The following is a 25823-nucleotide window of genomic DNA, read 5'->3' as shown; positions in this document are numbered from 1 at the left end:
TCAAGACTCAACGACAAACCTCAATACTCACACCGTAACCCAGAATACCTGTACAACTGTTCAATCAAATGGGAGAGTTAGTTGCTATCTAGAGGTAGGTTTCTGGGAGTTGCGAGGACACACCCAAAAGGGTGTTGCTAAGGTTACTGTTCAGTTCTACAAGAGTTTAGTTCCCGATTCCTGACCACAAGTTCAATATCTTGTTCAGAACTTTAAATAGATAAAAATAAGTAGATAAAAAAACAGGGACACGCTTGAGCATCCCTGTTTAAAGTGGTTAGCTGGCCAAGTACTCACGTACGCTCTCCTGACGACGGCGCAAGTGATTGAGGGCTTGGTGCTCTAGTTGGCGCACACGCTCACGACTAATATTGAGGCGTTCACCGACTTTGGCTAGAGACAACTCTTTGCCATCATTCAGGCCGAAGCGGAGGGTCAAAACTTCTCGCTGTTGCGGGGTGAGCTCTGCCAACAAGTCTTGCAAGTCTTGACGGAGCAACTCCTGAGTCATATTGTGCTCAGGCGAAGGCCCTTCGTCTTCCAAGAGGTCTTGCAGTTCGGTGTCTTGGTTGTCACCGACACGAAGATCTAGAGAAACGGGTTGACGAGACATCGTCAGGTATTCCCGAATCTGCGCAGGCTCTAGCTCTAGAGCTTCCCCAATCTCAGCAGGGCTAGCAGCCCGACCTAATTTCTGGGCTAGCTCACGCTGCACCTTCTTGATCTTGTTCAGCTTCTCGGTGATATGGATGGGCAAACGGATGGTCCGAGCTTGCTGAGCGATCGCGCGAGTAATGGCTTGGCGAATCCACCAGTAGGCGTAGGTCGAGAACTTGTAACCACGAGTCGGGTCAAACTTCTCTACACCGCGCTCCAGTCCTAGGGTGCCTTCTTGGATCAAGTCCAGGAACTCCAGGTTGCGCTTCTGGTACTTCTTCGCGATCGCCACGACCAAGCGCAGGTTCGCTTCAATCATCTTTTGCTTGGCTCGGTGGCCCTGACGCAGAGTTTTTGTCAACTCTTCTTCGCTGAGCTTAGCTTGCGCTGCCCACTCCGCTTGAGTTGGCTCATGACGCAACTTTTTCGCCAGCTTTTCCTTGGCTTCTAATAGAGACATCATCTGCTGGACCTGCTTCCCAAACACAATTTCTTGTTCATGGGTTAGCAGAGGCACTCGTCCAATTTCATGGAGGTAGGTGCGTACCATGTCAACGGTGAACATGGGATTAGCAGTCTTTGTTTTAGAATTGGCAGTAGGCATGGATCTGTGATGAACTCAGTAAAAGTAGATTAAAGAGAAGTGGGGGCGAAATAGAGAGCGATTGAAAGCTTGAAGTGGGAACGGGCAGCCAACCAGACACAATAAGCAAGCTCTTCCCTGACCAACCTCAAATCGCCTAGGTCAGAGAAGTCCAAATGCAGAGGATAAAACTAACCTCTGTCTACAGGTGATGAATTAGCTTAAAACTTCGTGCCCGTAACTTTCAGGATGCAGGTGGACCCGATTCCATATTATTTGACCCAAGTAGTGGCAAGAAACTCTAAAAGGTCGTACTCAGTATGAGTTTACTTTACTCGATTGTGCTATAAGTTTAGACTCCAGGAAAGCAAAAAAGATTCATCCTAGAGTATGATCCCGTTAGGCAAAACCGAAGAATCTACTGGAAAATTTTCTATTCTAGCTCTAACTTTAGCGAAGTGACATTTCTGTAGCTGTGCTCTAAGCAGTTCTTCTACTATAATGGCGCAGTTTTCCCTGACCGAATGGCCATTTAGCATAGGGAAAACCGAACTGATTTAGAGGCTTTTTAGGGAGAAAGCCTCATTGATTAATGCAAAGACGTAGCCTCTATCCGGGTCTTTTGCCCATTGGTCTCGAAAAATCTCACAGGACTAGAAACCTAAGTCCGCTTTAGCAGACTCTGCGGCTTTGAAGACTGCCGCTGCAGGCATCTCTTCCCAGGGTACATCCCCAATCTCGGCATAAAAGGTTTCGTCGTAAGGGCGAGTACGAATGACCACAGGCATCGGCACTGCATGGCCTAGGATTAGAGCTTGCTGTTTTGAGTCTAGCTTAGATAATACGGAACGGAGGCTTTGCGCCCCCGACACTCCGGTAAAGATGGCATCAATATCCTTCTCGTCGTTGAGGAGCGCGGTGATGCGGGTGCCAATCTGAGACATGACTTCGTTGTCAATCCCTGAAGGTCGTTGGTCTACTACCAATAAGGTGACGAAGTATTTCCGCATCTCACGGGCGATCGTGCCGAAGATGGTTTGGCTGACGGTGCTAGGGTCGAGGAAGCGGTGCGCTTCTTCAATTGTGATGACTAACTGCTGGGGGCGATCGCTGGGATTCTTGCTCTGTAAAAACTTCTCGGCTTTTTGCACATAAGCAGCGTGAATCCGGCGGGCAATTACATTCGTCGCCAACATATAGGAGAGCATGTTGGACTGCGAGCCAAACTCAATCACCACATGCTTGCCAGCATCAATGGAATCAAGAATTTGACCCACGTAGTTGTGGGGGCAAGTATTGCGAATATATTTCAGTTCTTCTAGGCGGTTGAGTTTACGCTGCAACGCCATGATGGAGGACTTGCTGCCCATCTTGGTTTCGCAAAACTCCTGAATTTCCATGTTGCTCATGGAGAGCAGGCGAGTAATCCAAGATTTGCCAAACTCATTGCGGAGAATAATGGCGTTTTCTAGGCTGGCTTCAGAGAGGTTGAGTTCTCCGCGTACCAGCATTAAGTCTTCCACATCAATCTGGTCAAAGCTGATAAAGAGATCTTGAGCGTCTCGGACTCCACGGCGCTTAGTGGATTCGGGGTCGAGGGTGTAGATCTGCACCTGACCGGGAAAGAGTTGCCTGAGCCCCTTCACGGTGCTGAACTGCTTGCCTTCGCGGACGGCTTCCCAGCCATACTCCGAGTGCATATCAAAAATCAGGTTGACTCCCGCTTGTTTGCGGATAATTCCCGACAGTAACAAGCGAGTCAGGAAAGATTTCCCGGTACCTGATTTCCCAAATACACCATTACTACGTTCGACGAAGCGATCTAAATCGACGCAGATAGGCACGTCCATATCAATCGGTTGCCCGATCGCAAAGTTGCGTCGATGGGGGTCATTTTCCCAACCAAAAACGGCTCGAAAATCCCGCTCGCTGGCTTCATGCACCTGGCTAAAGTGGCTGGGAATGGTCTTGACGGGCATTAATTCGATCGTGCTGCTGCTTTGAGGCGTGAGGGAAGCGAGCAGTGGCAAGCTGGCTGTAGAGTCACTTTTATCTTCGGCGGCACGGGCAGTTTTGCCGCCTTTAGTTTTCTTGGCCTTACTGTTGGCCGAGTAACTAATAGGCTCTTCTGGTTCGGGTGTAAACATCAACATTGGAGTTAAGTCGATGGTGCCGAACGTGCCCGTTCCTGCTAGAACTTCTTGGAGAAAGGTATTGCCTGGATCAGGAGGATTAGCGAAAATCCGGGTGCTGGCGGTTCCAAGGGTTACGTCGGTCAACATGCAGAAGAACCGCGATCGCGCCCCTTGAACGACCAAGAATTTGCCCACTCGCATGTCTTCTACAGAGACATCTGGGTGTAAGCGAACTTCGAGTCCTTGGCTAAGGGAGCCTTGAATGACTGAACCTAAGGGTTTATCTAAATCCATTTATAAACTCGCTAGTCTCCCTTGCTCACACCTGGACGGGTTAATGGAGGCAGATGATTTTAGACCAATAATTCCTCAACCTTTTGAATTATCTTAGGTCTAATTCATTCAAGTAATACTAATTCTAGTTATTTTAGGGCTTAAAAGTTATATAGCAATGCTTCTGGTTCTAATACTTAAATGTTTTTATAGGGAAGATTTGCCAGTTAAGCGATCGCTGCACTTAATCTTGCGTTGCTTCTCAGAAAATCTCTTTTCAGAAAAATTTTGATTGTCATTGGTTTCATCTATGGGAAAAGGTGAAGGATCTCTAACGAAACCCTCCACCTTTACTAAAAACCAAAAGATTATGTAGCCATCCTAAATGGGTTGGAGAGGCACGCTTTGGAGGGGTGTATCTCTCCAACCCACCAATTTCATAAACTACTTAGGACTTCATTAGCTGAGCTACGGTTGAGCGGGAGCGGTCTCTCCTGTAGAAGTGGCATCTCCTGTAGGAGCAGCGCTATCAGCGGGAGCGCTTTCCGCTGCAGGAGCTTGTGGTGCCGCAGGGCTCGGAATGCTGACGTTCACATCTGGGGCTGGTGGCGCTTCTACTTTAGGCAATGTGATATTAACGTCTGGTGGTTTCACATCTGGAGCTTGAGGCTGAGGAACTGGAATTTCTTGGGTGCGCTCAATAATAGTTTGGTTGCCAGCAGGAGCTGAGTTGTCTGCTCCGCGGTTAAATAGGAAGAAAGCACCGAGTCCCAAGCCAAGCAGGGAGGTTAAGAGGATTCCTGTCATCAAACCGCTAGCAGCACTATTATTCTCACGAGCGATTTGATTTTCTCGGCGTAATTCTTGATTGTAAATTTCTCTATCTCGATCGCGCAAGTTTGTCATGGGTTTTTGCAGAACTCGGTATTGGTAAAAAAATCAGGTAACAAAACTGAAGTTTTAACATTCCGAGATTAACGACTGGATTGGCGCAGATCGCTCTGTCTGAAGGCTAAGTCTATCTATTTCAGAAGAGTGATTGTACGGGGTTGCTTGGTGTAAAAACGATTTTTAAGTTTGGGCGGGGTTTGTCTGCTGGTGGAGTTAAGAGCTTGGGAACACTTGCCCCTAAACCCCCGCTGGAGAACGCAGCCGTCCTCCAGACCTCCTCCAGAAGGGGTTTAGGGTGCTGAGTTTTTCTCTACGTATAAGAGGGTGGGGGCTACTCGATGTCAATCGAGGTGGGTCTGGTGCTACTGGAGGAAGTGGTAGCGGGGGTGAAGGATTTGCGGTATTCAGTGTAAAGGCGATCGCGCCAGTTGAAGAAAGGCTCGAAGGTGCCGATATCTGCAACTCCCGGGACTCCTTTACCTTTGAGTCCTTCAGGGATGTCGAGGTAAGGGCCAGAGGGGAATTTGATGTACATGCTCAGCCCTGCTACAGCAAAATCCGCTAGGGTGGGCTGGTCGGAAATTAGATACGGGTGATCGAGCAGGATAAAGGTCAGGGCTTCTAGGTTTTGCCTAAGTGAGGCTTTGGCGCTATGCAAAGCATCGGGTCCCATGCCAACCCCAAAGCTCAGCACGTCTAACACTTCGCTGGGAACTGAGCCGATCAAGTTTTTCAGCAAAGCAGGCGTAGAAGTAGGTAGAGCGGCGGTGCGGAAGTCGGGACTTTGGCTGAAGGCGGCGAGCATGGCTTTTCGGGCGTTCAGACCTAGGACTTCGTCGGCCCAATCTTCGAGCATGAGGCACAGCCCTTTTTGTTTGGGGTCTGTGGGGATAACAGGGCGATCGGGATATTGACGATCGAGATATTTAGCGATCGCCGTTGAATCTGCAATCACTTCGTTGCCATCTTTTAGAACCGGGACTTGGCGTTGCCCGGACATTCGGTAGAGGTCTAACTGCCCAATGCCAGGGGTGACTTCAATCTTGCGATAGGCCAATCCCTTGTAATCCAGGATTAGCCGCACCTTCTCGCAATAATGCGACATCTCAAATTGGTACAACTCCAGCATGATCATTCTCCTGCGCTGTTTACAGCGACGACCCATCCGCCTTCCAAGGTAGCAGGCTCCTTCAGAAAAGGCACTTCTGGCGAGGGTGAGGATTTCTGGTCTAGAAGTTCTACCTGGGAGTTCTACCTTTGGGTAGGTTGGTTTTGTGGTGTGTCTTGCCTAAGGGCGATCGCTCAGCAGCTCTTTGGTGGCTTCCCACTATCTATCTCTTACTCTTAGCTCGGGTTAGATCCCACTCGTGGCAGAGAATTAAAACCACTCAGACTTCTACACTCAAATTTGTATAGGAGCTGACATTTTTAGCCCAAGTTTTTGAAATCACTAATCTCTTTACGGGAACCCGAGGTATTTATGAGCGCTCAGAATTTTTTCTCATTTAAGAAAGTAGTTAGTCTAGCTGGTGTGGCTGGCGTCAGTGCTTTGTTGGGATTGCCCGCAGTAGCTCAAATGCAATCTAGCCCTGCTAACTCTAACAGCCCCACTCAGTGTATACCCAGCACGGGCCAAGTTACTCCTAGCGATAGCCCAACGGGTGGAGCCACGATGGAGCAGATGCAAGCAAGTGGCACTCAATCGATGGATCAGTCCAACATCAACATGAGCTCACCTTACAGTGGGTCTGAGCAAGCTAACTCTAGCTACCTGGGTTCGCAGAATCTGCAAGCAAATCAGTCAAACATGAGTGGTAATTCCTCTGCTGCAGGCATGTCTTATAGAAGTGCTGAGGTGGCTCCAACCTATGGCCCCGCAGGTGGATACACAATGGAGCGTTTGCGGGAATTAGATGGCGAGCGTGTTGCTAGCGCTGACATGCGTAATACAACTCAGTCCTTCAACTCATCTTACCAATCTAACTATCAAGCTAACCGCTTTACCCCTAGTGCAGGTGCCACAGCAGGCCCTGCGGGTGGCTATACAGCAAACAGCTTGAATAACAACAACATGCCGATGAATAACAGCACGGCGATGAACCAATCGGGTGAGAACCAGTACAGTGGCAGCAACACCATGCGTCCTTTGCCTGGTTCCATGAGTTCCGATCGCAACCGTCCTGCTGACGAGATGACCGCAGAAGTTAGCCAGAGCCTCGACAACCAGAGCAACTCTATCTATCGAGTTGGCCCCAGCAGTTCCAGCTCCAGCAGCCAGTCCAACAGCGGTAGCGCCATCGGCGGCTGCTAAATTTGACCTTTGAGCGGGTTAAGTTCTTGGTGCAGCTACAGTTCGAGCAGTGACTCTAGCCAGTAGCTTTACCTAGCCCCTGAAACGCTCAATCACAGACACCAGCGCCAGAGTTGACAGGAGGCTGATTCCTAAGCTCTGGCGCTGTGCTATTTGGGGCAACTGCCGCAATTGCTACGAGGCATTACCAGAGATCCGTTGCGACTCTGTCTCCGTCCTATAATGAGGGCTGATATTGCGCGACTCCCATCTAGGTTATGGAAAGCACTGAAACGACTGGCGGCCTTACTCGCAGGCAACACCTCTGGATTGCAGCGAGCATCTGGACTTTGGTAGGGATTGGTCTGTTTACGATGGGTTTGGTGTTCTGGTTTCACCTACCTTATCTGGGCTTTCTGGATACCAAGCATCTAGGCTGGGGAGCGGCTGCGTTGAGTATCGGTTTGTTGAAAGGAAAAATTATTCTCGATCGAACTGCGAATCGGGTAATCGATCGCGTGGATACGTTACAGGAGCCGAACCCCTTCAAGAGCATCTTCCAAATGTTTGGGGCTAAAACGATCGCGTTGATTCTCGCCATGATGGGAATTGGTGTAGGTCTCCGCTTGGCAGGCGTCAGTTTTGAAATTCGCGGTCTGATCTACATTGCTGTCGGTACTGCCCTGATGTGGAGCTGTCGTCGCTATTGGGTCGCTTCGGGTCAGGATGCAGCCATTAGTGGAGCGAAGGAATCCTAAGTGGCAAACTTGCAATCAATCGCTGGATTTCCGGTCGAATCTGTTTTAGCGATCGCCCGCTCTATTGGCTGGGGCGCTGCTGAGATTCTGCAATCGTATTACCACCCCAATCCAGTTGCGGGGGAATCAACTCTAGACTTAAATATTCAAGACCAAGGGGATGGACCTGTCACCGCTGCGGATGTCGCCACCAACCACTACATTCTGAATAATCTGCACGCTGCGTTTGGCACGGTCGAGTTTGGCTACCTGACTGAGGAAACCTTCAAAGCGCAGAATCCCGCTGAGCGGTTGCAGCATACTTGGGTCTGGATTGTAGACCCGCTGGATGGCACCAAAGACTTTATCAAGCGCACCGGAGAATACGCGGTTCACATTGCTTTAGCTCATGCAGGACGACCCGTATTAGCAGTGGTAGTTTGTCCAGAACTTGGCAAACTTTACTACGCAACTTTGGGTGATGGCACGTTTGTAGAGACACGCGACGGTGCTGTAACTCAATTACGAGTAGCTGAGCGCGATCGCATCGAAGATCTGTCAGTCGTTGTCAGCGGCAGCCATCGTGGGGAAAGGCTGGTCCAGCTTTTACGCCAACTGCCTTGCCAAAACCAACGGGCGATCGGTAGTGTTGGCTGCAAAATTGCGGCGATCGTGGAGCAGCAAGCAGATTTATATATTTCTCTATCAGGTAAATCAGCGCCGAAGGATTGGGACTTAGCGGCTCCAGAACTGATTTTGACTGAGGCAGGTGGTAAGGTCACTCGCTTTGATGGCAGTTTGTTGCAGTATAACCAGGCAGATGTCAGCCAGTGGGGAGGCATTCTGGCTAGCAATGGCACTTGCCATACGGAACTTTGCACTCAAGCAGAAACTTTACTAGCCGCAATCGATAGCTCAGTTTAACGATGGAGCTATTGAGCTTCACCAATTAAGGTAAAAGCAGCCCAATCTTTGGGATCAGGGTGTTGTTTCATCGTGGCTAGCATGGCTTGGCGGAGAGCTTGGGCTTTATCTGGTTGCTGTTGCAGTGTCTGGTAGAACTGCGTCATCAGAGTTGCTGTAGGTGCATCAGGTACTTGCCACAGGGAGACAATGACGCTGGGGGCACCAGCGGCAATTAAGGAGCGCGAGAGACCCACCACACCATCTCCAGTAATGCGACCACGCCCAGTATCGCAAGCACTGAGAACTACTAAATCGGTGTTGAGCTTCAGGTCGAGAATTTCGCTAGCTGTCAGGAGGCCGTTATCTCGACCAGAAGGAGCTAAGGCGATCGCACCCGGGACACCCAAACCTTTGAAGTCATCCAATAGCCCGTGGGTAGCTAAATGAACCAGTCGTGTTTGAGACATCTGCTGCAAAACGGCAGCTTTCGTTGCTTGACTGCCAGTCAGTGGTTGAGTTTTGAGTAGGGCCGCGATCGCCTTAGCTTCTTGCTCCGCACCAGGGAGGCTGGGGAGCGGTTGAGCGGTGGCACCGAGAGGTAGGCTGACCTTAGGCATTGTTGGGTTACCAACAATCAAGGTAGGATTTCCCCTCTGGCGGTTTGCTTGCTGTAAGCGTTGCTGTTGCTGATGCGTCAGGTCTAGGGCTTGGATGGAAGGTGCGGTGAGAACAGTGTGTTGCTCGATTAAGTAGCGACCATTGCTGGCCTGCAAGGCAGGAAATGGTACTAAAAACAGCGCTTCTTGAGGCAGAAAGGTAACGTGGGCGTTAGGGTCAGTGGGTAAAAGGTCAGCGATCGGCTGAATCAGTAATTGGTGGAGTTGTTGCAGTGGTTGATTGGTTTGGTTGTTCACCTTGGCGATCGCTCTCGCCACCGTCGTCGTGTCTTCTTGGAACGCCAATCCTCGACCCTTGATGCCGATCGCCCCTCTTGCCTGGGTGACTAAGCTCTCTAGAGGAGAAGCAGTATCCGCTGCATTAATTCCTGGCTGAGGCAAACCTTTTAACTCGACTTGGCGAAAACTCATATTTCCCGTGGGCTGAATCACCCAAATGAATAGCTGTGGAGCTTGCGAAGGAGCAGTATCCTGCACGATCGCATATTCCACCAGCGTTGAATTTTGAGTTTTAGCAATCTGCTTGATCTGCGCCAGAGTTGGAGGATTGAGAGCAGGAGCTGTGGTTGAGTTGGTGTTGAGGCGTTGAGCGAGCAACTCCACAAAGGCACGGGCACGACTGCGTTCAGCAATTTCTAAAGCGGGATTGGTCTGCTTCTGGGCGATCAGCGTTTGCTGCAATGTGCCATAGGTTTTCTGTTGCGTTTCAAAGATAGAGACCTTCCCCGCATCCGTTAGCCCCGGACGCAAAGATTCCAAAATCGCGATCGCCTGTCGCAGCGTTTTCTCCGCCTCCGATTGTTGCCCGGAACGATGCAAAATCCGACCAATACTGCTCAGCGTCACCCCCTCATTGACGCGATCGCCCACCTCCCGATGCACCGTGAGCGCTTGCTGATAGAACTTCAAAGCTTGGGAATTCTGTCCCTGTTGCTCATAGGCGTGGCCCAAGTTGCTCAGCGCCACCCCTTCCCCGGTGCGATCGCCTACCTGCTTGTAGAGCTGCAACGCCTGCTGGTAAAACTTCAGCGCTTGCTCCGTTTGCTTTTGGTTGTCGTAGACCTGTCCCAAGTTATTCTGCGTCGTAGCTTCCCCAGCGCGATCGCTGAGTTCCTGGTAAATCACCAACGCTTGTTGATGCAGCTTCAGTGCTTGGTCATATTTGCCCACACTGGCATAGACCCGCCCAATATTGTTCAGTGTCGCAGCTTGTCCCACCTTGGTAATCGATTCCTGATTCAAGGCGTTGCCAATATCCCGCCGCATCGCCAAGCCCGACTGATGAAACTCCAACGGTTGGGAATATTGCCCCACAATCTCGTACAGCAACCCCAACTCAGTAAACGCCGTGGCTGTATCCGAGCGATCGCTAAACTTGTTGAAAATTGCCAGGGCTTGCTGAGTCGAATCAAGCGCTTCCTTGTATTGCCCAATGCTGAAAAACAGCCCACCCATATTATTCAGAATTGTTGCCTTCGCGCCTTGATAAGCGGGCAGCAAATCAAAAATGGCTAAAGCTTGACGATAAGCTTCTAGTGCCTTGGCATACTGCCCTAGATTCACATAGACCACGCCCACATTGCCCAGCGTCGTGCCTTCCCCCTCGCGATCGCGCCCCTCCCGCTGAAGTTTGAGCACCTGTTGATAGGCTTCCAGCGCTTGCGGATACTGCCCCAACCGGAAATAAACACTAGCAATCTCATTCAGCCGTAGCTTCTCACTGTTGCGATCGCCCAACTGCCGAATAATCCCCAACGCCTTCTGGTAAAACTCCAGTGCCTTGGTGTACTGCCCTTGCTCCCCGTAAGCCATCCCCATGTCATCCAGCGTCGCCCATTCCCCCTCGCGATCGCCAATCTGCTGCCGTAACTTCAACGCCTGCTGATAAAACTCCAACGCCTTCGGATACTGCCCCAAACTGTAGTGATAGACATTGGCAATATGGTTCAGACTCTGCGCCTCCCCCGCCTTAGCCCCCGTCGCCTTAAAAATCGCGATCGCCTTTTGCAGCGTCGCCAACGCCTCCTGCGGCTGACCCTGACGAAACTGCTCATACCCCTGCTGATTCAGATAAACCGCCTCAGTAATCTGCGCCTGCTCCGCCTCCGACTGCGCCAACACCACCGCAGCACCCAAAGGATTGAAACGACCTAACGGCGTGCCACCTGCCAGTAATAAAGCAGCAATAACGAGGCTAAGCGATCGGCGGTGATAAGACATAACGAGAATTTCAGATAGTGATTAGGGGCAGCCCTCTCCTCCAGCCCCTCTCCCCATACTGGGCGAGGGGAGCAAGAGAAAAAGAGAAAACTGGGATAGACAAGCCATTTTTGGAGGGGGTCTGGGGGACGCAACCGTCCTTCAGCGGGAGTTTGAGGGCAGGTGCCCTCAAGGCTCGGTTTCCAAAGACTTAAATCGAGCCAAAAATACCGAGAAGCACCCCAAAAAACTTCACCTCAATCCTGCCCTACTCCGTAGAACTTCAACCCATAAGTAACAAATTTGTCACTCCGCCTCACCAATCAAAGTAAACGCCGCCCAATCTCTAGGATCTGGGTGCTGCTTCAACATCGCTAACATTGCCTGCCGTAGCGCTTGCGCCTTATCCGGTTGCCGTTGCAGATTTTGGTAAAACTCCGTCATCAGAGCCGCCGTTGGATGATCGGGCACCTGCCACAGCGACACCACCACACTGGGAGCCCCCGCTGAAATCAGCGATCGCGATAGCCCCACCACCCCATCGCCCGTAATCTTGCCGCGTCCCGTGCCACAAGCACTCAGCACCACCAACTCAGCATTCAGCTTCAAGCCGAGAATGTCATTTGCCGTCAGCAAACCATCATCCTGGCCCGAAGGCGCTAAAGCGATCGCACCTGGAATGCCTAGCCCTCGGAAATCATCCAACAAACCATGAGTTGCTAGGTGAATAATCTGAGCATCACCCATCTTCGCCATCACCGTTGCTTTCGTTGCCGCGCTGCCCGTAATCGCCTCTGTGTTGAGGAGCGAGGCAATCATTTTGGCTTCTCGTTCAGCTCCAGGCAGGCTATAAAGGGGTTGCGATCGCTCACCATTCTCACTCGGCACGTTAGGCATCGTGGGGTTGCCCACAATTAGAGACTTCTGGGGCGATCGCGGTAGGGTGGTGGCGGCAACCTGCGTCGGTTGAGACTGCTGCGCTATCCCTTGGCGTTGCCGTTGTTGGTAGGTGAGTGCTAGCACCTCAATTGCTGGAGCGGTCAGCATCGTATGTTTTTCAATCAGATACTTTCCGGCGGCATCTTGCAAAGCGGGAAAAGGAGCCAAAAAGAGAGAACCTTGAGGAATGAAGACCACACGAGCAGTTGGGTCGCTCGGCAACAGATCCGCGATCGGCTGAATCAACAGTTGATGCAGTTGCTTCAGTTGTGACTGTCGCGTCTGGTAACGTTGGAGCCTCTCCAAGGCACTGGCGACAACCTCAGTGGTTTGGTTAAATGCCAGCCCCCGCCCTTCAATCCCGATGGAGGCTCTGGTACTAGCAACCAAATCATCTAAAGAGGTTTTTTGCTGCTGCCACAGGGGTTTGAGGTCTACTTGGCGGAACGTTACTTTGCCGTTGGGCTGTACAACCCAGATATAGAGAGCTTTGTCCTGAATCTGCCGCTGCCCCTCGACCTGGAAGGCTTCTTGAATAATCGAATATTCAACCAAGGTGGCATTTTGGGCGCGGGCAATTTGTTGAATCTGAGCAATGCTGGGAGGTTCTAGATTAGCAGCACCTGCCAAACTTTTGCTGCCCTGAGTGGGCAACTGCTTTGCCAACAATTCCACAAAAGCACGAGCTCGACCACGTTCTGCCACTTCTAACGCCGCCTGCGCCTTATTTTGGGCAATCAAGACTTCTTGCAGCGTGCTGTAAGTCGTGGCTTGAGTCTCAAAGATGGAGATCTTCGTCGCATCATCATTTTGATCAAGCTGTGCCCGTAGCGACTCCCAAACTTTGATCCCTGCAAAAAGCGCTTGCTCTGCTTCAGCCAATTTACCCAAACGTAACCAAGCATCTCCTAAATTATTCAAGGCATGGCCTTCACCAGGGCGGTCCTGCAATTGTTGCGCGATCGCCAAACTTTGCTGTTGATAGTTAGCCGCTTGCTGATAATCTTCCAAGCCGTAGTAAGCCAGTCCCAAATTACCCAAGGCTCGCCCTTCGGCTAGGCGATCTTTTAACTCACGCGCGATCGCTAATTGTTGCTCCAGATGCTTAATCGCTTTGGCGTGATCCCCTTTGGTGAAGTAAACCAAACCTAAATTGCCTAACGACTGCCCAATGCCTCGGCGGTCCTGAGCTTTCTCCGCGATCGCTAAACTTTCCTGTGGATATTCCAGTGCCTTAGCAAGATTGTCTTGAGCCAGATACGCGATCCCCAAGTTGCGTAGGGTCATGCCTTGCAATTCGGGAACTGGCAGCGTGCGGCTGATGGCTAAACTTTGCTCGTAGTACTGAATCGCCTTTGTGTAGTTACCCACAGCACTGTAAGCAGCTCCTAATCCACTTAACGCTTCCGCTTCGCCTGCTCGGTTTTGCAGTTGCTGAGCGAGCGCCAAACTCTGCTGGTAGCGCTGAATTGACTGGGCGTAGTTGCCTACGACAAAATGGATGCTGCCTAAGTTATGCAGGGTTTGTCGTTGCTGCTGCGGTTGGTTTTGCTGCTGAGCTAAAGCGAGTTGCTGCTGGTAGCACTGAATCACTCGCCCTTGGTCAGTAATGACTCGGTAAGTCGTTCCCTGATTTTCTACAATCTGTCCAACTCGCAAACAATCCTGGGTACTCGTTGCGATCGCAATTTGTTGCCCTTGAACAGTAGTTCCCAGAGTGGGATTGGAGCGAGGGCGATCGTTACTCAGAGCAATTTCTTGCCGCCGAATCGTGCCTGGTTTGGGTTGCGGTGCAGCTCCAAGCGTTGCGCTGGGAACTTCCGGGGGAGGTGAAGGTGGTACTCCTGTAGTGGCTCCAATGCCTGTTTCAGGCTGAGGCGAGGGCGGAATTCCACTTGATGGTTCAGGTAAAGGATCGGGAGAAACCCCTAATGCTGGTGTACCTATACCTTCAGGTGAGCCTGGTTCAGGATTAATCGGAATATCAGGGGGTACTGGCCCAGCTTGTTGAGTGGGTTTCTCGGAGGGGATAAGTGGAAGGTCCCCTGGAACTTCTGGAATAGCTGGTAGGCTAGCTCCTGGGTCTTCTGGAATGGGTGGCAGGTCAACTTCTGGGATGGATGGGGGGAATGTAATGCCCATCTCTTTATCAATCGGAAAGGGAATGTCTATATCTGGAAGAGGGTTAGGAGAAATTTTGCCACCAGTTCCAGGGTTGCTGACTCTATCACCAGGGTCAATGAGAACTTCGATGTTGCCTCTAATGTAGAAGGTGCTGCCAGTGGGGCTAGTAACGAGATAGGTATTGCCATCAGGCTGAATGCTTAAAGGATTGCCGATACTGTCGTGCACACCTTTGTCAGGTAGCGGGAGAGGTGTATTGCCCAGCGTGACTTTGCCAGCAGCCACAAGCGTGGCACTCCGAGCCGTAGCATTTTGCACCACTACATCTCCTGGCAAAACGGTGAGGCCAGAGCCAGATAAAACTAGCTGCCCGTCTCGGTTGGTGGTGATATTCGTAGCATTTTTGCCGAGACCGCCTGTAAGGAGATCGGGGAGATCCACAATCGGGAAGTCCCAGGGGTTGGGTTGATAGGTGTCAGGAGCGATCGCCTGAATATCTAGAGTCAGCAAACTTTCGGCTTGGCTCAGCCGTACCAAACTGTTACCTGGAACCGCCGCGACGGTGATGTGTCCTTCGGGAGCGGTGAGTTGACCTGTGCTAATCACAGTGCCACCGAGCAACGTTAAATTCTGTCCAGCGGCAACTTCTAGATTCCCGGTATTGATGATCCCGGCGGGTTGGCTCATGCTGAAGGCGAATAAATCTGGTGTGCCGACTAAGCCTTCGTAGTTGTTGAAGCCCGAAGCATTGAACCACTCTTTGCCAAAACCCAAGCCGTTGGCGGTGGTAGCGGTGAAGGAGCCAGGCACATTGAGACTGGCATTGGAACCAAACACGATCCCAGCAGGATTAATTAAAAATAAATTGGGGCTACCCCCTGTTATTTGAATTAGGCCATCGATCGCCGACAAGTTGCCGCCTACGACTCGCGCCAAGATGTTTTGTGTGGCGGGATCGGCGAGGAAATTGGCCGTGTAGCCTGTGTCTAAAATGAACTGAGTAAAGCTGTGAAATAGGTTCGCGCCATCTAGCGATCGCTGGCCCCCTGTAATATCAAAGCGGCTACCGTCTGGGGTGACGAGCGTCCCTGCATCATCTGGGGCAGGAAGGATTGGTAGGGCTTTGCCGTCTGGAACCTCACCAGCATGGCTGGATTGGGGCGAAAAAACTTCGGCCAGAACTAAGGCGACTAGCAACAAGCTCACCCCGAGGTAGGGCGATCGCAAACATTTTTTCAAGGTCATGGGCTGAGGAAAGGCGGCTGATGAATGGGATCGCTGAACACGTATCTAACTGCATTCGCTCAACCCAGGCTGCAGGTTGTGGGCAAAACGCAGTCATTCAAGAGCAGTCGCTAGAACGCTGTACAAAGCAGAACCGAAGAACTGGTAAAACCTTAACTGATCTACTACACCCAGATGGAAGCGGAAGATACCTCAAATATAGACAGCCTAATTGGGGAATCAAAACCCTACTCCTAAAGTATTAGGGTCTGTTTCGGGCAAATTCCGCTTCGCCTATTAGGGTGAACGCTGCTAGATCTCAGCCCTCTTCATCGCATGTCCAATCGCTTTTCAAGTCGTAATCATGAAATGGTCAGAGCCTGTCGTTGCTCCTTGGAGGTGGGGGCGCTGAGAGTGACGTCACGGCCTGTTTGGAGATCCCAGATTTTGATGATGTCGCCCCAACCACCACTGACTAATGCTTGGCCATTGGAGCTGAGAGCGATCGCCTCGATACTACTGGATTGACGAGGTAGAGTTTGGGTGAGTTGTCCGGTTGTTAACTGCCACAACTTAATGGTGTTATCGCTGCTGCCACTGATCAGCGTTTGACCATTGCGGCTCAGCGTCAAAGCGCTAATGGCGGCTTGATGACCCATTAAAGTTTGTCTTACTTGACCTGCTGATAAATTCCAGACTTTGATGGTGCGATCGCCATTCCCACTGACTAAGGTTTGACCATCGGCGCTAATGGCTAAGGCATTAATGCCAAAAGCGTTATCTGATAGAGTTTGCAGCCCTCGACCGTTTCGCAGTTGCCACAGCTTGATTACATTCCAACTGCTGCTGGCTAGGGTTTGTCCGTCAGCACTAATCGCTAAGGCGTAAATCGAGTCTTGGTGCCCCGTCAGAGTTCGCTTCAGCTTGAACTTCTGTCCTCCGTCAGCTACACGCCAAACCCGAATGGTTTTGTCGCCACCACCACTCACTAACGCTTGACCATCGGGGCTAAAGGCGATCGCTTCTACCCAATCGGTATGCGCCGTCAATGTTTGTAGCAGTTGCCCGGTGGGTACGCTCCAAAGTTTGATGGTTTTGTCGTGGCTGGCACTGGCGAGAATTTGACCATTGGGACTGAAGGCGATCGCCAAAATGGGTAATGGATGCCCTGCTAAGGTGCGGATTTCTGCCTGAGTTTGCGAGTTCCACAACTTGATTTGCTTGTCATGGCTTACCCCTGCCACTACTTTGCCATCGGAACTAATGGCTACGGCTGCATGACTTGAGAGAATCCGGGCGATCGCTTTGGGTAGTTGACTTTGAGGTTGGGCAATTGCAGATGGGGCAGCCACTGTAGGGTAGGCGAAGCAGCAAGTGGCAGCGATCGCACTAAGACTCATGCTGGAAAGGCGAATCATGAGTGGGTTCAGCATGATTTATTCAGCCTCACCCATCAGCGTAAAAGCGGCCCAATCTAGCGGGTCAGGGTAGCTGGCTTTGGTTACTAGCATGGCTTGCCGTAGCGCTTGAGCCTTATCGGGTTGGCGTTGCAGTTGTCGATAAAACTCGGTCATTAAGGCAGCAGTAGGTTCGTCGGGCACCTTCCACAGCGACACGATCACACTGGGTACGCCAGCCGAAATCAAGGAGCGGGACAACCCCACCACACCATCGCCTGTAATTCTTCCCTGGCCTGTGTCGCAGGCACTTAAAACCACCAGTTCTGCATTGAGCTTCAGGTTAAGGATTTCGCTGGCAGTGAGGAGGCCGTCATCTTGGTCAGAAGGAGCCAAAGCGATCGCTCCCGGTACACCCAAGCCTTTGAAATCATCTAACAAGCCGTGTGTCGCTAAGTGAACAATCTGAGCTTGCGGAAGTTGCTGCAAAATTTTGGCTTTGGTGGCTTGATCTCCGATGAGGGCTTGGGTGCGGAGAAGCGTGGCGATCGCTTTGGCTTCCTTTTCGGCTCCTGGTAGGCTGGCCAGTTGCTCGGCAGGTTCGCCCAACTTTGGACGAATGCTGGGCATGGTGGGGTTGCCGACAATTAAGGATGAAGGAGAAGGGAGAAAGGATGAAAGTGGATCTGCTTTCTTATCCCTTGCCTCCTGTAATCGTTGGCGTTGTTGGTGGGTGAGGTCTAGGACTTGAATTGAGGGAGCGATCAAAACAGTATGTTTTTCGATCAGGTATTTGCCGTTGGCATCTTGTAGGGCGACAAAAGGGACGAGAAAGAGAAACTGCTGAGGAATGAAGGTGACGTGAGCATTAGGGTCTTTGGGCAGCAAATCGGCGATCGGCTCGATCAGCAGTTGATGGAGTTGTTGCAAGCGTTTGTTTTCGGCTTCAGCGGCATTGGCATCGTCAGTGGCACGGGCGATCGCCTCGGCATCTTCCTGAAACACTAACCCTCTGACTCCGATGGAACTGCGACTGCGAGCGACTAACTCCTTGAGGGGTTGGGTGGTTGAAGTTGGAGATACTCCTTTTTGCCACAGCGGTTTCAAGTCCACCCGACGAAAGTCCACTTTGCCGTTGGGTTGAATCACCCAAATGAATAATTCTGACTCGCGCAGAGGTTCACCGTTCACATTCCTCTCGTCGTCGTCGATGACGGAGTACTCGACCAGCGTGGTGTTGTGCTGCTTGGCGATCGCTCGGATCTGAGCCAAATTAGGCGGCTGGATTTTGGCGACGGCGTCAGCTTGAGTGGGCAAGCGTTCGGCTAAAAGTTCCACAAACGCTCTGGCCCGACCGCGCTCAGCCGCTTCCAGCGCTGCCTCTGGTTTGTTCTGGGCAGCTAAGGCTTTTTGTAAGAGGCGATAGGTGCTGGTTTGCTCTTCAAAAAGGGAAATTTTATTGCGGTCATCATCTCCTAGACTGGCGCGCAAAGATTCCCATGCTTGAGCACTAGCGAGCAGACTGGTTTCTGCGGCTGTTAATTGCTTGGCCGCCAATTGAGCGCGACCAAGGTTGCCGAGGGCATAGCCTGCAACACGTTGATTGCCAATTTTCTGCGCTAGAGTGGCGGCTTTAGCTTGGTAGCTAGCGGCTTTGGCGTAATCCTGTCGCGTGTAATGAGTCCGTCCTAGATTGATCAGCGTGGTCGCCTCCCCAGCGGGGTCTTTAGTCTTTTGGGCGATCGCTAAACCTTGGTTGTAATAGGTTAAGGCGAGTTGGGGTTGTTTCAGGTCGTCGTAGATCAAGCCAATGTTGTTGAGAACCGTGGATTCTCCTTCGGCGTCTTGGACTTGGCGGAGTAGCTTCAGCGATCGCTGGTAATAATCTAGGGCTGGCTCGTAATCGCGGCGGTCGTAATACACGCTGCCAATATTGGCTAAAGCATAAGCTTCGCGTCCGGGGTCATCGGCTTCTTTGAGGACCGCTAGCGCTTGCTGAAAGCTTTCTAAGGCTTGGTCTAATTGGCCTACATAAGAATAGACGGTCCCCAGATTGGCCAAGGTGGTGGCGCGGTCAAAGCGATCGCTATCAGCTTTTAGACTGGCGAGTGCTTGATTGAAGGCATCAAAGGCAGCTTGGTACTGGCCCAGTTTGCTGTACACCAAGCCCATATTGTTGAGGGTGCGGTTTTGGCGGGTATGATCCCCTGTGGACTGCGCGATTGCCAACGATTGTCGGTGATAGTTCAGCGCTTGGTCATAGTCGCCGAGCTTACTGGAGATACTGCCCATGTTGTTGAGCACCGTCCCCTCTCCAGCCCGGTTTTTGATCTCTTTCAAGAGAGGGAGTGCTTGGTTGAAGGCAGCTAAGGCAGGTTCAAGTTGGCCTGTGGAATTGTAGACCTGACCCATACCGATAAAAATCGCAGCTTGGCTGTAGCGATCGCCTAACTGTTGCGCCAGAGGCAGCGCTTGTTTGTAAGCCTCTAGCGCTGGTTGCCTTTGGCCTAAGCTGTCGTGGGCAGCTCCCAAAGCTAGCAAAGCCAAAATTTCCTGCTGTCGTTCACCGTTCTTTTTGGCGCTGGCTCTAGCTTGCTCAAACTTCGCGATCGCCTGCTGCACTGAAGCTCTAGAGCCTTGAATCAACAACGCTTGCCCTTCCTTCAGGGCTTGCATGGTGGGGTCTAGGGTATTGGTAGAAGATGGAAGTTGGGCGGCGATCGCCGCTTGCTGTTGCTGATAGGTCTTGACCTGGGCGAAATCTCCTAACTCTTGCGAAGTTTTGATCAGGCTTTCCAACGCTTGCGCTTGCTTTGGCACATCTTTAAGCTTTTGAGCTAAGGCAAGGGCAGGTTCTTGGTAGCTCAGTGCTTGCTTGTTCTCGCCAACGGACGCATAAATGGTGCCGAGAGTACTCAGCATTTGCCATTCTTTCTCGGCATCGCCCCACTGTCGTGCTAGTTTCAGCCCTTGTTCGTAGTAGCTGGCGGCAGGGGGAATTTCTTGCTGGGTGTAGTGCAGCAAGCCCAGGCAGTAGAGAATTAGAAACTCACCTTCGCGATCGCCCAGACTCCGATAAATCTGGAGCGCCCGTTGCCAAGATTTTTCGGCAGCGGCAAACTCTCTGGCTTCAAGTTTAGCAAAGCCTTGCTTTTGCAGTTGATCCGCTTCGATTTTCTGAGCCGAATTTGGGGTTGCAGGTTTTTGTGTGGCGGTAGGTTGAGCGATCGCCTCAGGAATCGGCAAAATCATCCCAGCAGGCAAGACTAAAGCAAATAACAGCGCAGCAAAGAGTTTGGCAGAGAGCATAGCGATCGGGACAAGCGTCAGAAACTGTTAGTTAAGACCTAGAACTGCATTAACTACAGAGTACTGATGTTGAATTTCTGAAGCTATCTAGATGAATTTTTGGATGGAAAGTAAGTAAGTTGAGAGCAGCACTTAACGTTGGCTGCGCTTATCGATCATGTCTGCTAATAAGGCAAACATGCCAATTTGGGTTGCTGCAATAAACAAGATCATGGTTCGCTCGGTGAGATCTTCTCGCACAAAGATGTCTTGAATTAAGGTAACTAAAAATCCTAGAAAGAAGATACTTGCAACAGGAAGAAAAATTCTTAGTGGGGCGAAATAAACTCCAGTTCTTAAGATTAATTGGAGAAATCTCAGGGTATCTCGAATCGGTTTAATTTTACTTTTGCCAACCCGATGGTAATAATCAATTGGTACATACTGAACTACATAGTTGTTTGTCAGCATGGCGAGCGTAATGGTAGTTGTAAAACTAAAAGTATTAGGTAAGATATTAAGAAAACGTTCTGCAATATCTTTATGAAACACTCGCATTCCACTGTTGATATCAGGGATGCGGCAGTTAGTAATCCATTGGGCGAAGTGCAACAGAAACCACTTGGGAATTTTGCGAAGCTTAGAATATTTGACGTTTTCACCAATTCTCGCACCCACCACCATATCTGCCTGCTGAGCCAGAGCCACTAGTTCTGGGATTCGCTCATTCGGGTACGTGCCATCAGCATCCGTAATTACAATTAGGGAATATTTAGCATGGCGAATTCCCGTTTTTAGAGCCGCACCATAACCTCGATTTTGACTGTGCTGAATCAAGCGAATCCCGGATAGCTCTTGCAGAATCTGACTGGTTCGATCGGTGGAACCGTCGTTGACTACAATAATTTCGTAATCACAACCAGCTGCTTGAAACTGTTGATGTAAGTGTTCTAGCGTGATGGCGACGTGCTGTTCCTCGTTGTAGACCGGAAGAATCAGCGAAAAGGCAGGATAAAGGTTTTGTGGATTGGATGTGGCCGTAGAAGTTTCTTTGCTTATGGATAAACGTTCTGGCATGATTCAGGCCTGGATAGTGGAGCAACACAATGAGTGTTATTTCCTCAGCGAAGTAGGAAGTTTCGTTAGGTGAAAGACGTTACGAGTTTTACTGAGTGGTTGAGATTGAAAGTTTTGGGTTCTTTCTAGCATTTCTCGTAGCGGAATAGAAGTACTAAATAAAAACACATCACTAAATTGGCCAGGAACTTGCGGAACTACTGTTGCAGGTAATAACTGTAGATGAACTTGAGGATCTAGAGAATGGCTCAATGATAGAACGTCGATCGCATTGCTGCTATCACTAATAATTAAAGGATTAGTAGTGCGATCCACAATACGAGAAAACTCAGGATAAAACCCAGTTTTTTGGATACTTTTATGCCACCAAACCTCAGATTGAGAACTAATTAAACAGCTTAAACTTCCAGCAGCAACTAAAGTCACTAATGCTGTTCTCGCAACTTTGTGTTGGCGCAGTTGACGCGATCGCAAATGAGTGGCGAGATAATAAGCTACCGCTAATTCGAGCGCGATATAACAGGGAGTTAGATAACGGAGATTGGTGGAATATCGGCTTTGTAGAATTAAATCAGCAATGACTAAGGGAAATGCCGTAACCACAATTAAGCTGACAATAAATAGCCAGATGCGCTGAGCGGTATGGCGACAAAGCCAATAGAAGACAACCGCTGCTAACAGAACAAAAATAATATTCGCAGAACCAAGTTCAATATCGACAAAAACTCGATTCAGGTTGATGAACCATTTGCCAATGATGGTATGCAAAGTTTGAGCGCGCCTAACTCCCTCGGTAGCGGCGTGAACTTGCGCCCAATTCTGCACCACCAGAACGATCCAAGGCAGAAAGGTTACGAGTCCTGCGATCGCGGCCAAAGCATAAGATTTGAAAGTTTTGAACAGGCGATCGCGTTGAGTCGCTAGCAGGTAAACCCCGTGAGCGATCGAAACTAAACCTGCTAAGGCATGGGTGTACAGACTCAAACTAACTGCGATCGCATACAATCCCCATGCCTGCTTGGTTTGAAGTCGTAACGCCCGCAAGAAACTAGCGCTAGAAAATAAAACCGTGACCGCCCAAAGGCTGTACTCTCTCGCTTCTTGGGCATAAATTACATGAAAAGGGGCGATCGCAATCAGAGCGCAGGCGATCGCGGCGGTCAAGGAAGACTCGAAGAGTTCTAAGCAAAGCCAATAGATGCAGGGAAAGGCAAACAGGCTGATGACCGCGGGTAAACTCCGCATCGCTGCAACCGAACTGCCAAACCCGTCACTCCAAAGGCGAGCCAGCAAGTAGTAAAGCGGTGGATGCTCTGCATTGCCAGCTAGTGCCGTGAGCGTGTCGCCCCAACCTTTATCCGGGCTGGGGTGGTGATATTTTTGCAGCGCTGCTACCTCAACGACCTGGCCATTAAAGGCTTGCTGTACTAATTCTGTTTGGGTGTAGCCAAACACTCGCAGCGAAGTCAGCGCTTCATCATGCCAGTAGAGTTTGCGGTCTAAGTTAACGAAGCGAAAGCAGAGACCCAACAGGAGCGATGTGAGTAGCAAAAGCTTCAGCCAGATAGGATACCGTTTCCTACCTAGTCGAAACTGTTTGCGGACCTTAACCTCGGTAGCGCCCCTGAGGGAAGTGGCGGATGCAGCCCTGGATGCCATGCCAACTCCCTTAATCCAGATGTAGTAGGATTGCAAGAATATTAAATCCTTGCCAGAAGTTTACAGTAATTTTAATTGCCTGCGCTTTCTCAGCACACTGCATCTCCACCCCTATGCTGATTACGCCTTTGCATCACGGGCTGACGACGGCGAAACCTTCCAAAGCCCAGTTAGCCTTTTGGTTCAGTTTGAGCCTGACTTTTGCCGCGATCTATGGCTGCATGGCACTACAGCAAGCCTTTAGCGGTGAATATGTTGTCCAAGATGATGCGCGGCAGCATGTGTTTTGGATGCAGCGGTTCTTCGACCCAGGCTTATTGCCCAACGATTTTATTGCCAACTATTTCCAATCTGTAGCGCCTTGGGGCTACACCAAGTTTTACCAACTGTTTGCGGCGATCGGGATTCATCCTTTTTTGCTCAACAAGCTATTGCCGATCGCCTTAGGTTTGGTGATGACAGGCTATTGCTTTGGCGTCAGCTTGCAACTGTTTCCGGTACCTGCGGCGAGTTTTCTGGCAACTCTGCTGCTGAACCAAACAGTTTGGATGAAGGATGACTTAGTGACTGCCACTCCCAGAGCCTTTTTGTATCCGCTGTTTCTGGCGTTTCTGTACTATCTGCTGCGCCGATCGCTCCTGCCTTGCCTGGCAGCGATCGCGTTGCAAGGACTGTTTTACCCGCAAATTTTGTTAATTAGTGCTGGAACCCTAGTGCTCACCTTAGTTCGCTGGGAAAATGGGCGGCTGTGTTTCTCCCGCGATCGCCAAGACTATATCTTCTGCGTAGCAGGCTTAGCCGTGGCGTTTGTGGTGTTGTTGCCCTTTATCCTGCAAACCTCCGAGTATGGCTCCGTGATTACGCCCGACGCAGCAAGGCAAATGTCAGAATTTGGTGAAAAAGGCCGCAGTCGGTTCTATGTAAATGATCCTTGGGACTTTTGGCTCACGGCTGAGCGGAGTGGCTTTTTTCCAGCCTTGTGGTTGCCTCCATTGCTGACTGTGGGTGTGCTGCTACCCTTGCTCTGGCGATATCGCGATCGCTTGCCGCTACTGCAACAAGTACAACCGCAGATCCGTTTATTGGTGCAGATTTTCGCCGCTTCGGTAGGGCTGTTTACTCTGGCTCACTTGCTGCTATTTAAGTTGCAATTACCCAGTCGTTATACTCACCACAGTTTTCGGGTGATTACTGCGATCGCCACTGGGATTGTCCTGATTACGTTATTCGATGCTTTATGGCGATGGGCTACTCAGTCTCAGTCAGCCCCAAAGCAGTACTTAGCGATTGGAATTATAGTTCTGGTGAGCGCCGCTTTGTTGCTATATCCCAGCTACGACCAGCGTTTTCCTGACACGAAATATAAAGAAGGGCAAGCACCAGCGCTCTATCAGTTTTTGCAAAAGACCCCCAAAGCTAGCTTGGTGGCTTCACTGTCAGAAGAAGCTAATTTTGTGCCTTATTTTGGCCAACGGCCTGTGTTGGCGGGGCGTGAATATGCGCTGCCGTTCCACCAAGGGTATTACAGTCAGTTTCGCCAAAGAGTCACAGATTTGTTGCAAGCGCAGTACAACCCCAACCAAGAAGCTGTTGAGCAGTTTATCCAGCAGTACGGCATTAACTTTTGGTTGCTAGATCAAGAAGCATTTACCCCCCACTACTTGGCGAGCAACCGTTGGTTTCAGCAGTTCCAGCCCGCAGCTCGTGAAGCTCAAACTCGATTAGAGCAAGGGATTACACCTGCGATCGCCCAAACAGTGCCACGCTGTACCGTCTTTAGTACAGAGCGCTTGATCTTGCTGGATGCTGCCTGCATTTCTACAAGATAAGCCTAGTGGCAATGTTGCCATCCTAGCTAAAGCTCCGCGCGACCATAACGAGCAGTGACGGCATGAGGGTCAGGGTTTGGGTTGACTCCAGTGCTCAACCAGGCCCACAATTGGTCGCCCCAGGAGAAGTGCCACCATTCATTCATGTGTTGCAGAAAACCCGCACTGGTCATCACTTGCTTGAGTAACTGGCGATTTTGATGATATTGCTGCGCTTCCAGTTCTGGCTGATCGGCGAAGAAATCTGGAAAAGAGCGGGGAGAGATCTCATCAATGGGTGAACCCATATTTACAGGAGCGCCGGATGCGTCCACCAGCGTTACGTCTACCGCAGCACCAGTGCTGTGAGGAGGTGGCGTAGCAGGGTTCACATTCGGTACCGCCCAAAACTGATGCACTTGCTCCCAAATGCTTTGTTTCTGAGCGTCCGTGAGTTCCTGAAGTTGTAACCCTTGCCCTTGCACCAGTTCGGCAAAGGTGTAGTCCACCATATACTGCTGCACTGCGATCGGACGGTAAGCATCAAAAACTTGAATCCGCCAACTAGGACAGCATGCTTGCAGTTGCTGCTGAGCCTGGAGCAAGCGAGCCACCACTTGTTCCCGCAAATAGTAGGGCGATTTGTCACCATAAGGAGCCCCTAACTTTTGATAAGCATGGAGATGTTCGATGGCAAATATATCCAGTGGAATGGGTACTAATGGTTCTCCACATTCCGCGATCGCGATTTGCTGATAAGGTTTCATACAACTAAATCTATCGTTTTAGTAATTTAAAAATAGTTACAAAGATTGTGAAATAAAAATTTGATTCCTAAGTAATCCTAACTTTGCTCAGCGGTTTTTACTGAACTGATAGGATGAAATTATGAAGAAATTAAGTTGTTGCTATTGCTATGGGGCGCACCAAAATTTCAATGGCTCCAGAATTGCAACAAG

15 protein-coding genes are annotated in these 25823 nt (G+C 50.5%); 4 read left to right on the top strand and 11 right to left on the bottom strand.

Annotation, left to right across the window (positions count from 1 at the left end):
* Positions 1-277 precede the first annotated feature (277 nt).
* From NDA01_RS14900 to NDA01_RS14885, 4 genes are all read right to left on the bottom strand, one after another.
* The gene (locus NDA01_RS14900) at positions 278-1261 is read right to left on the bottom strand and encodes an RNA polymerase sigma factor, RpoD/SigA family (protein ID WP_190432542.1); all 984 of its coding nucleotides are present in this window, start codon (positions 1259-1261) and stop codon (positions 278-280) included.
* Positions 1262-1893: 632 nt separating this feature from the next.
* Entirely contained in the window at positions 1894-3669 is a 1776-nt protein-coding gene (locus NDA01_RS14895; RefSeq protein ID WP_348228548.1) for a helicase HerA domain-containing protein, read from the bottom strand.
* Between the two features lie 447 nt (positions 3670-4116).
* The gene (locus NDA01_RS14890; protein ID WP_190555825.1) at positions 4117-4554 is read right to left on the bottom strand and encodes a hypothetical protein; all 438 of its coding nucleotides are present in this window, start codon (positions 4552-4554) and stop codon (positions 4117-4119) included.
* Between the two features lie 316 nt (positions 4555-4870).
* Positions 4871-5668, bottom strand: coding sequence for a glutathione S-transferase family protein (locus tag NDA01_RS14885; RefSeq protein ID WP_190555824.1), 798 nt, complete (start codon positions 5666-5668; stop codon positions 4871-4873).
* Positions 5669-6019: 351 nt separating this feature from the next.
* On the opposite strand from NDA01_RS14885, the gene NDA01_RS14880 reads away from it, so the two are divergent.
* The 3 genes from NDA01_RS14880 (at position 6020) to NDA01_RS14870 (ending at position 8490) form a co-directional block, all read left to right on the top strand.
* Positions 6020-6850 carry a hypothetical protein gene (locus tag NDA01_RS14880; protein WP_348228547.1) on the top strand — a complete coding sequence of 277 codons (831 nt, stop codon included), beginning with the start codon at positions 6020-6022 and terminating at the stop codon, positions 6848-6850.
* A gap of 257 nt (positions 6851-7107) precedes the next feature.
* On the top strand, positions 7108-7587 hold the full coding sequence (locus tag NDA01_RS14875) for a hypothetical protein (protein WP_348228546.1): 480 nt from the start codon (positions 7108-7110) through the stop codon (positions 7585-7587).
* A complete protein-coding gene (locus NDA01_RS14870) occupies positions 7588-8490 on the top strand; it encodes a 3'(2'),5'-bisphosphate nucleotidase CysQ family protein (RefSeq protein WP_348228545.1) in 903 nt (300 codons plus the stop codon). It abuts the gene before it with no gap.
* An 8-nt stretch (positions 8491-8498) separates the two neighbouring features.
* Here NDA01_RS14870 and NDA01_RS14865 read toward each other — a convergent pair whose 3' ends face one another.
* The 6 genes from NDA01_RS14865 to NDA01_RS14840 all read right to left on the bottom strand — a co-directional run bounded on the left by NDA01_RS14865 (position 8499) and on the right by NDA01_RS14840 (position 23056).
* Positions 8499-11369: a CHAT domain-containing tetratricopeptide repeat protein gene (locus tag NDA01_RS14865; RefSeq protein ID WP_348228544.1), complete on the bottom strand. Its 2871-nt coding sequence runs from the start codon at positions 11367-11369 to the stop codon at positions 8499-8501.
* Between the two features lie 285 nt (positions 11370-11654).
* Positions 11655-15656, bottom strand: coding sequence for a CHAT domain-containing protein (locus NDA01_RS14860; protein WP_348228543.1), 4002 nt, complete (start codon positions 15654-15656; stop codon positions 11655-11657).
* Between the two features lie 341 nt (positions 15657-15997).
* Positions 15998-17068, bottom strand: a complete 1071-nt coding sequence (locus tag NDA01_RS14855) for a WD40 repeat domain-containing protein (protein ID WP_348228542.1) — start codon at positions 17066-17068, stop codon at positions 15998-16000.
* A gap of 3 nt (positions 17069-17071) precedes the next feature.
* Entirely contained in the window at positions 17072-20341 is a 3270-nt protein-coding gene (locus NDA01_RS14850) for a CHAT domain-containing protein (protein ID WP_348228541.1), read from the bottom strand.
* A gap of 132 nt (positions 20342-20473) precedes the next feature.
* Positions 20474-21397, bottom strand: a complete 924-nt coding sequence (locus NDA01_RS14845; protein WP_348228540.1) for a glycosyltransferase family 2 protein — start codon at positions 21395-21397, stop codon at positions 20474-20476.
* 36 nt (positions 21398-21433) lie between these two features.
* Positions 21434-23056: a glycosyltransferase family 39 protein gene (locus NDA01_RS14840; RefSeq protein WP_348228539.1), complete on the bottom strand. Its 1623-nt coding sequence runs from the start codon at positions 23054-23056 to the stop codon at positions 21434-21436.
* 113 nt (positions 23057-23169) lie between these two features.
* Here NDA01_RS14840 and NDA01_RS14835 point away from each other — a divergent pair, with 113 nt between their 5' ends.
* A complete protein-coding gene (locus NDA01_RS14835) occupies positions 23170-24885 on the top strand; it encodes a hypothetical protein (RefSeq protein ID WP_348228538.1) in 1716 nt (571 codons plus the stop codon).
* Between the two features lie 26 nt (positions 24886-24911).
* Here the strand turns inward: NDA01_RS14835 and NDA01_RS14830 are convergent, their stop codons facing one another.
* The gene (locus tag NDA01_RS14830; RefSeq protein ID WP_348228537.1) at positions 24912-25631 is read right to left on the bottom strand and encodes a M15 family metallopeptidase; all 720 of its coding nucleotides are present in this window, start codon (positions 25629-25631) and stop codon (positions 24912-24914) included.
* Positions 25632-25823: the final 192 nt, after the last annotated feature.

It is taken from the genome of Trichocoleus desertorum AS-A10, from assembly GCF_039962155.1.
Taxonomy (GTDB): domain Bacteria; phylum Cyanobacteriota; class Cyanobacteriia; order FACHB-46; family FACHB-46; genus Trichocoleus.
This window is presented reverse-complemented; position numbering and strand designations above follow the sequence as displayed.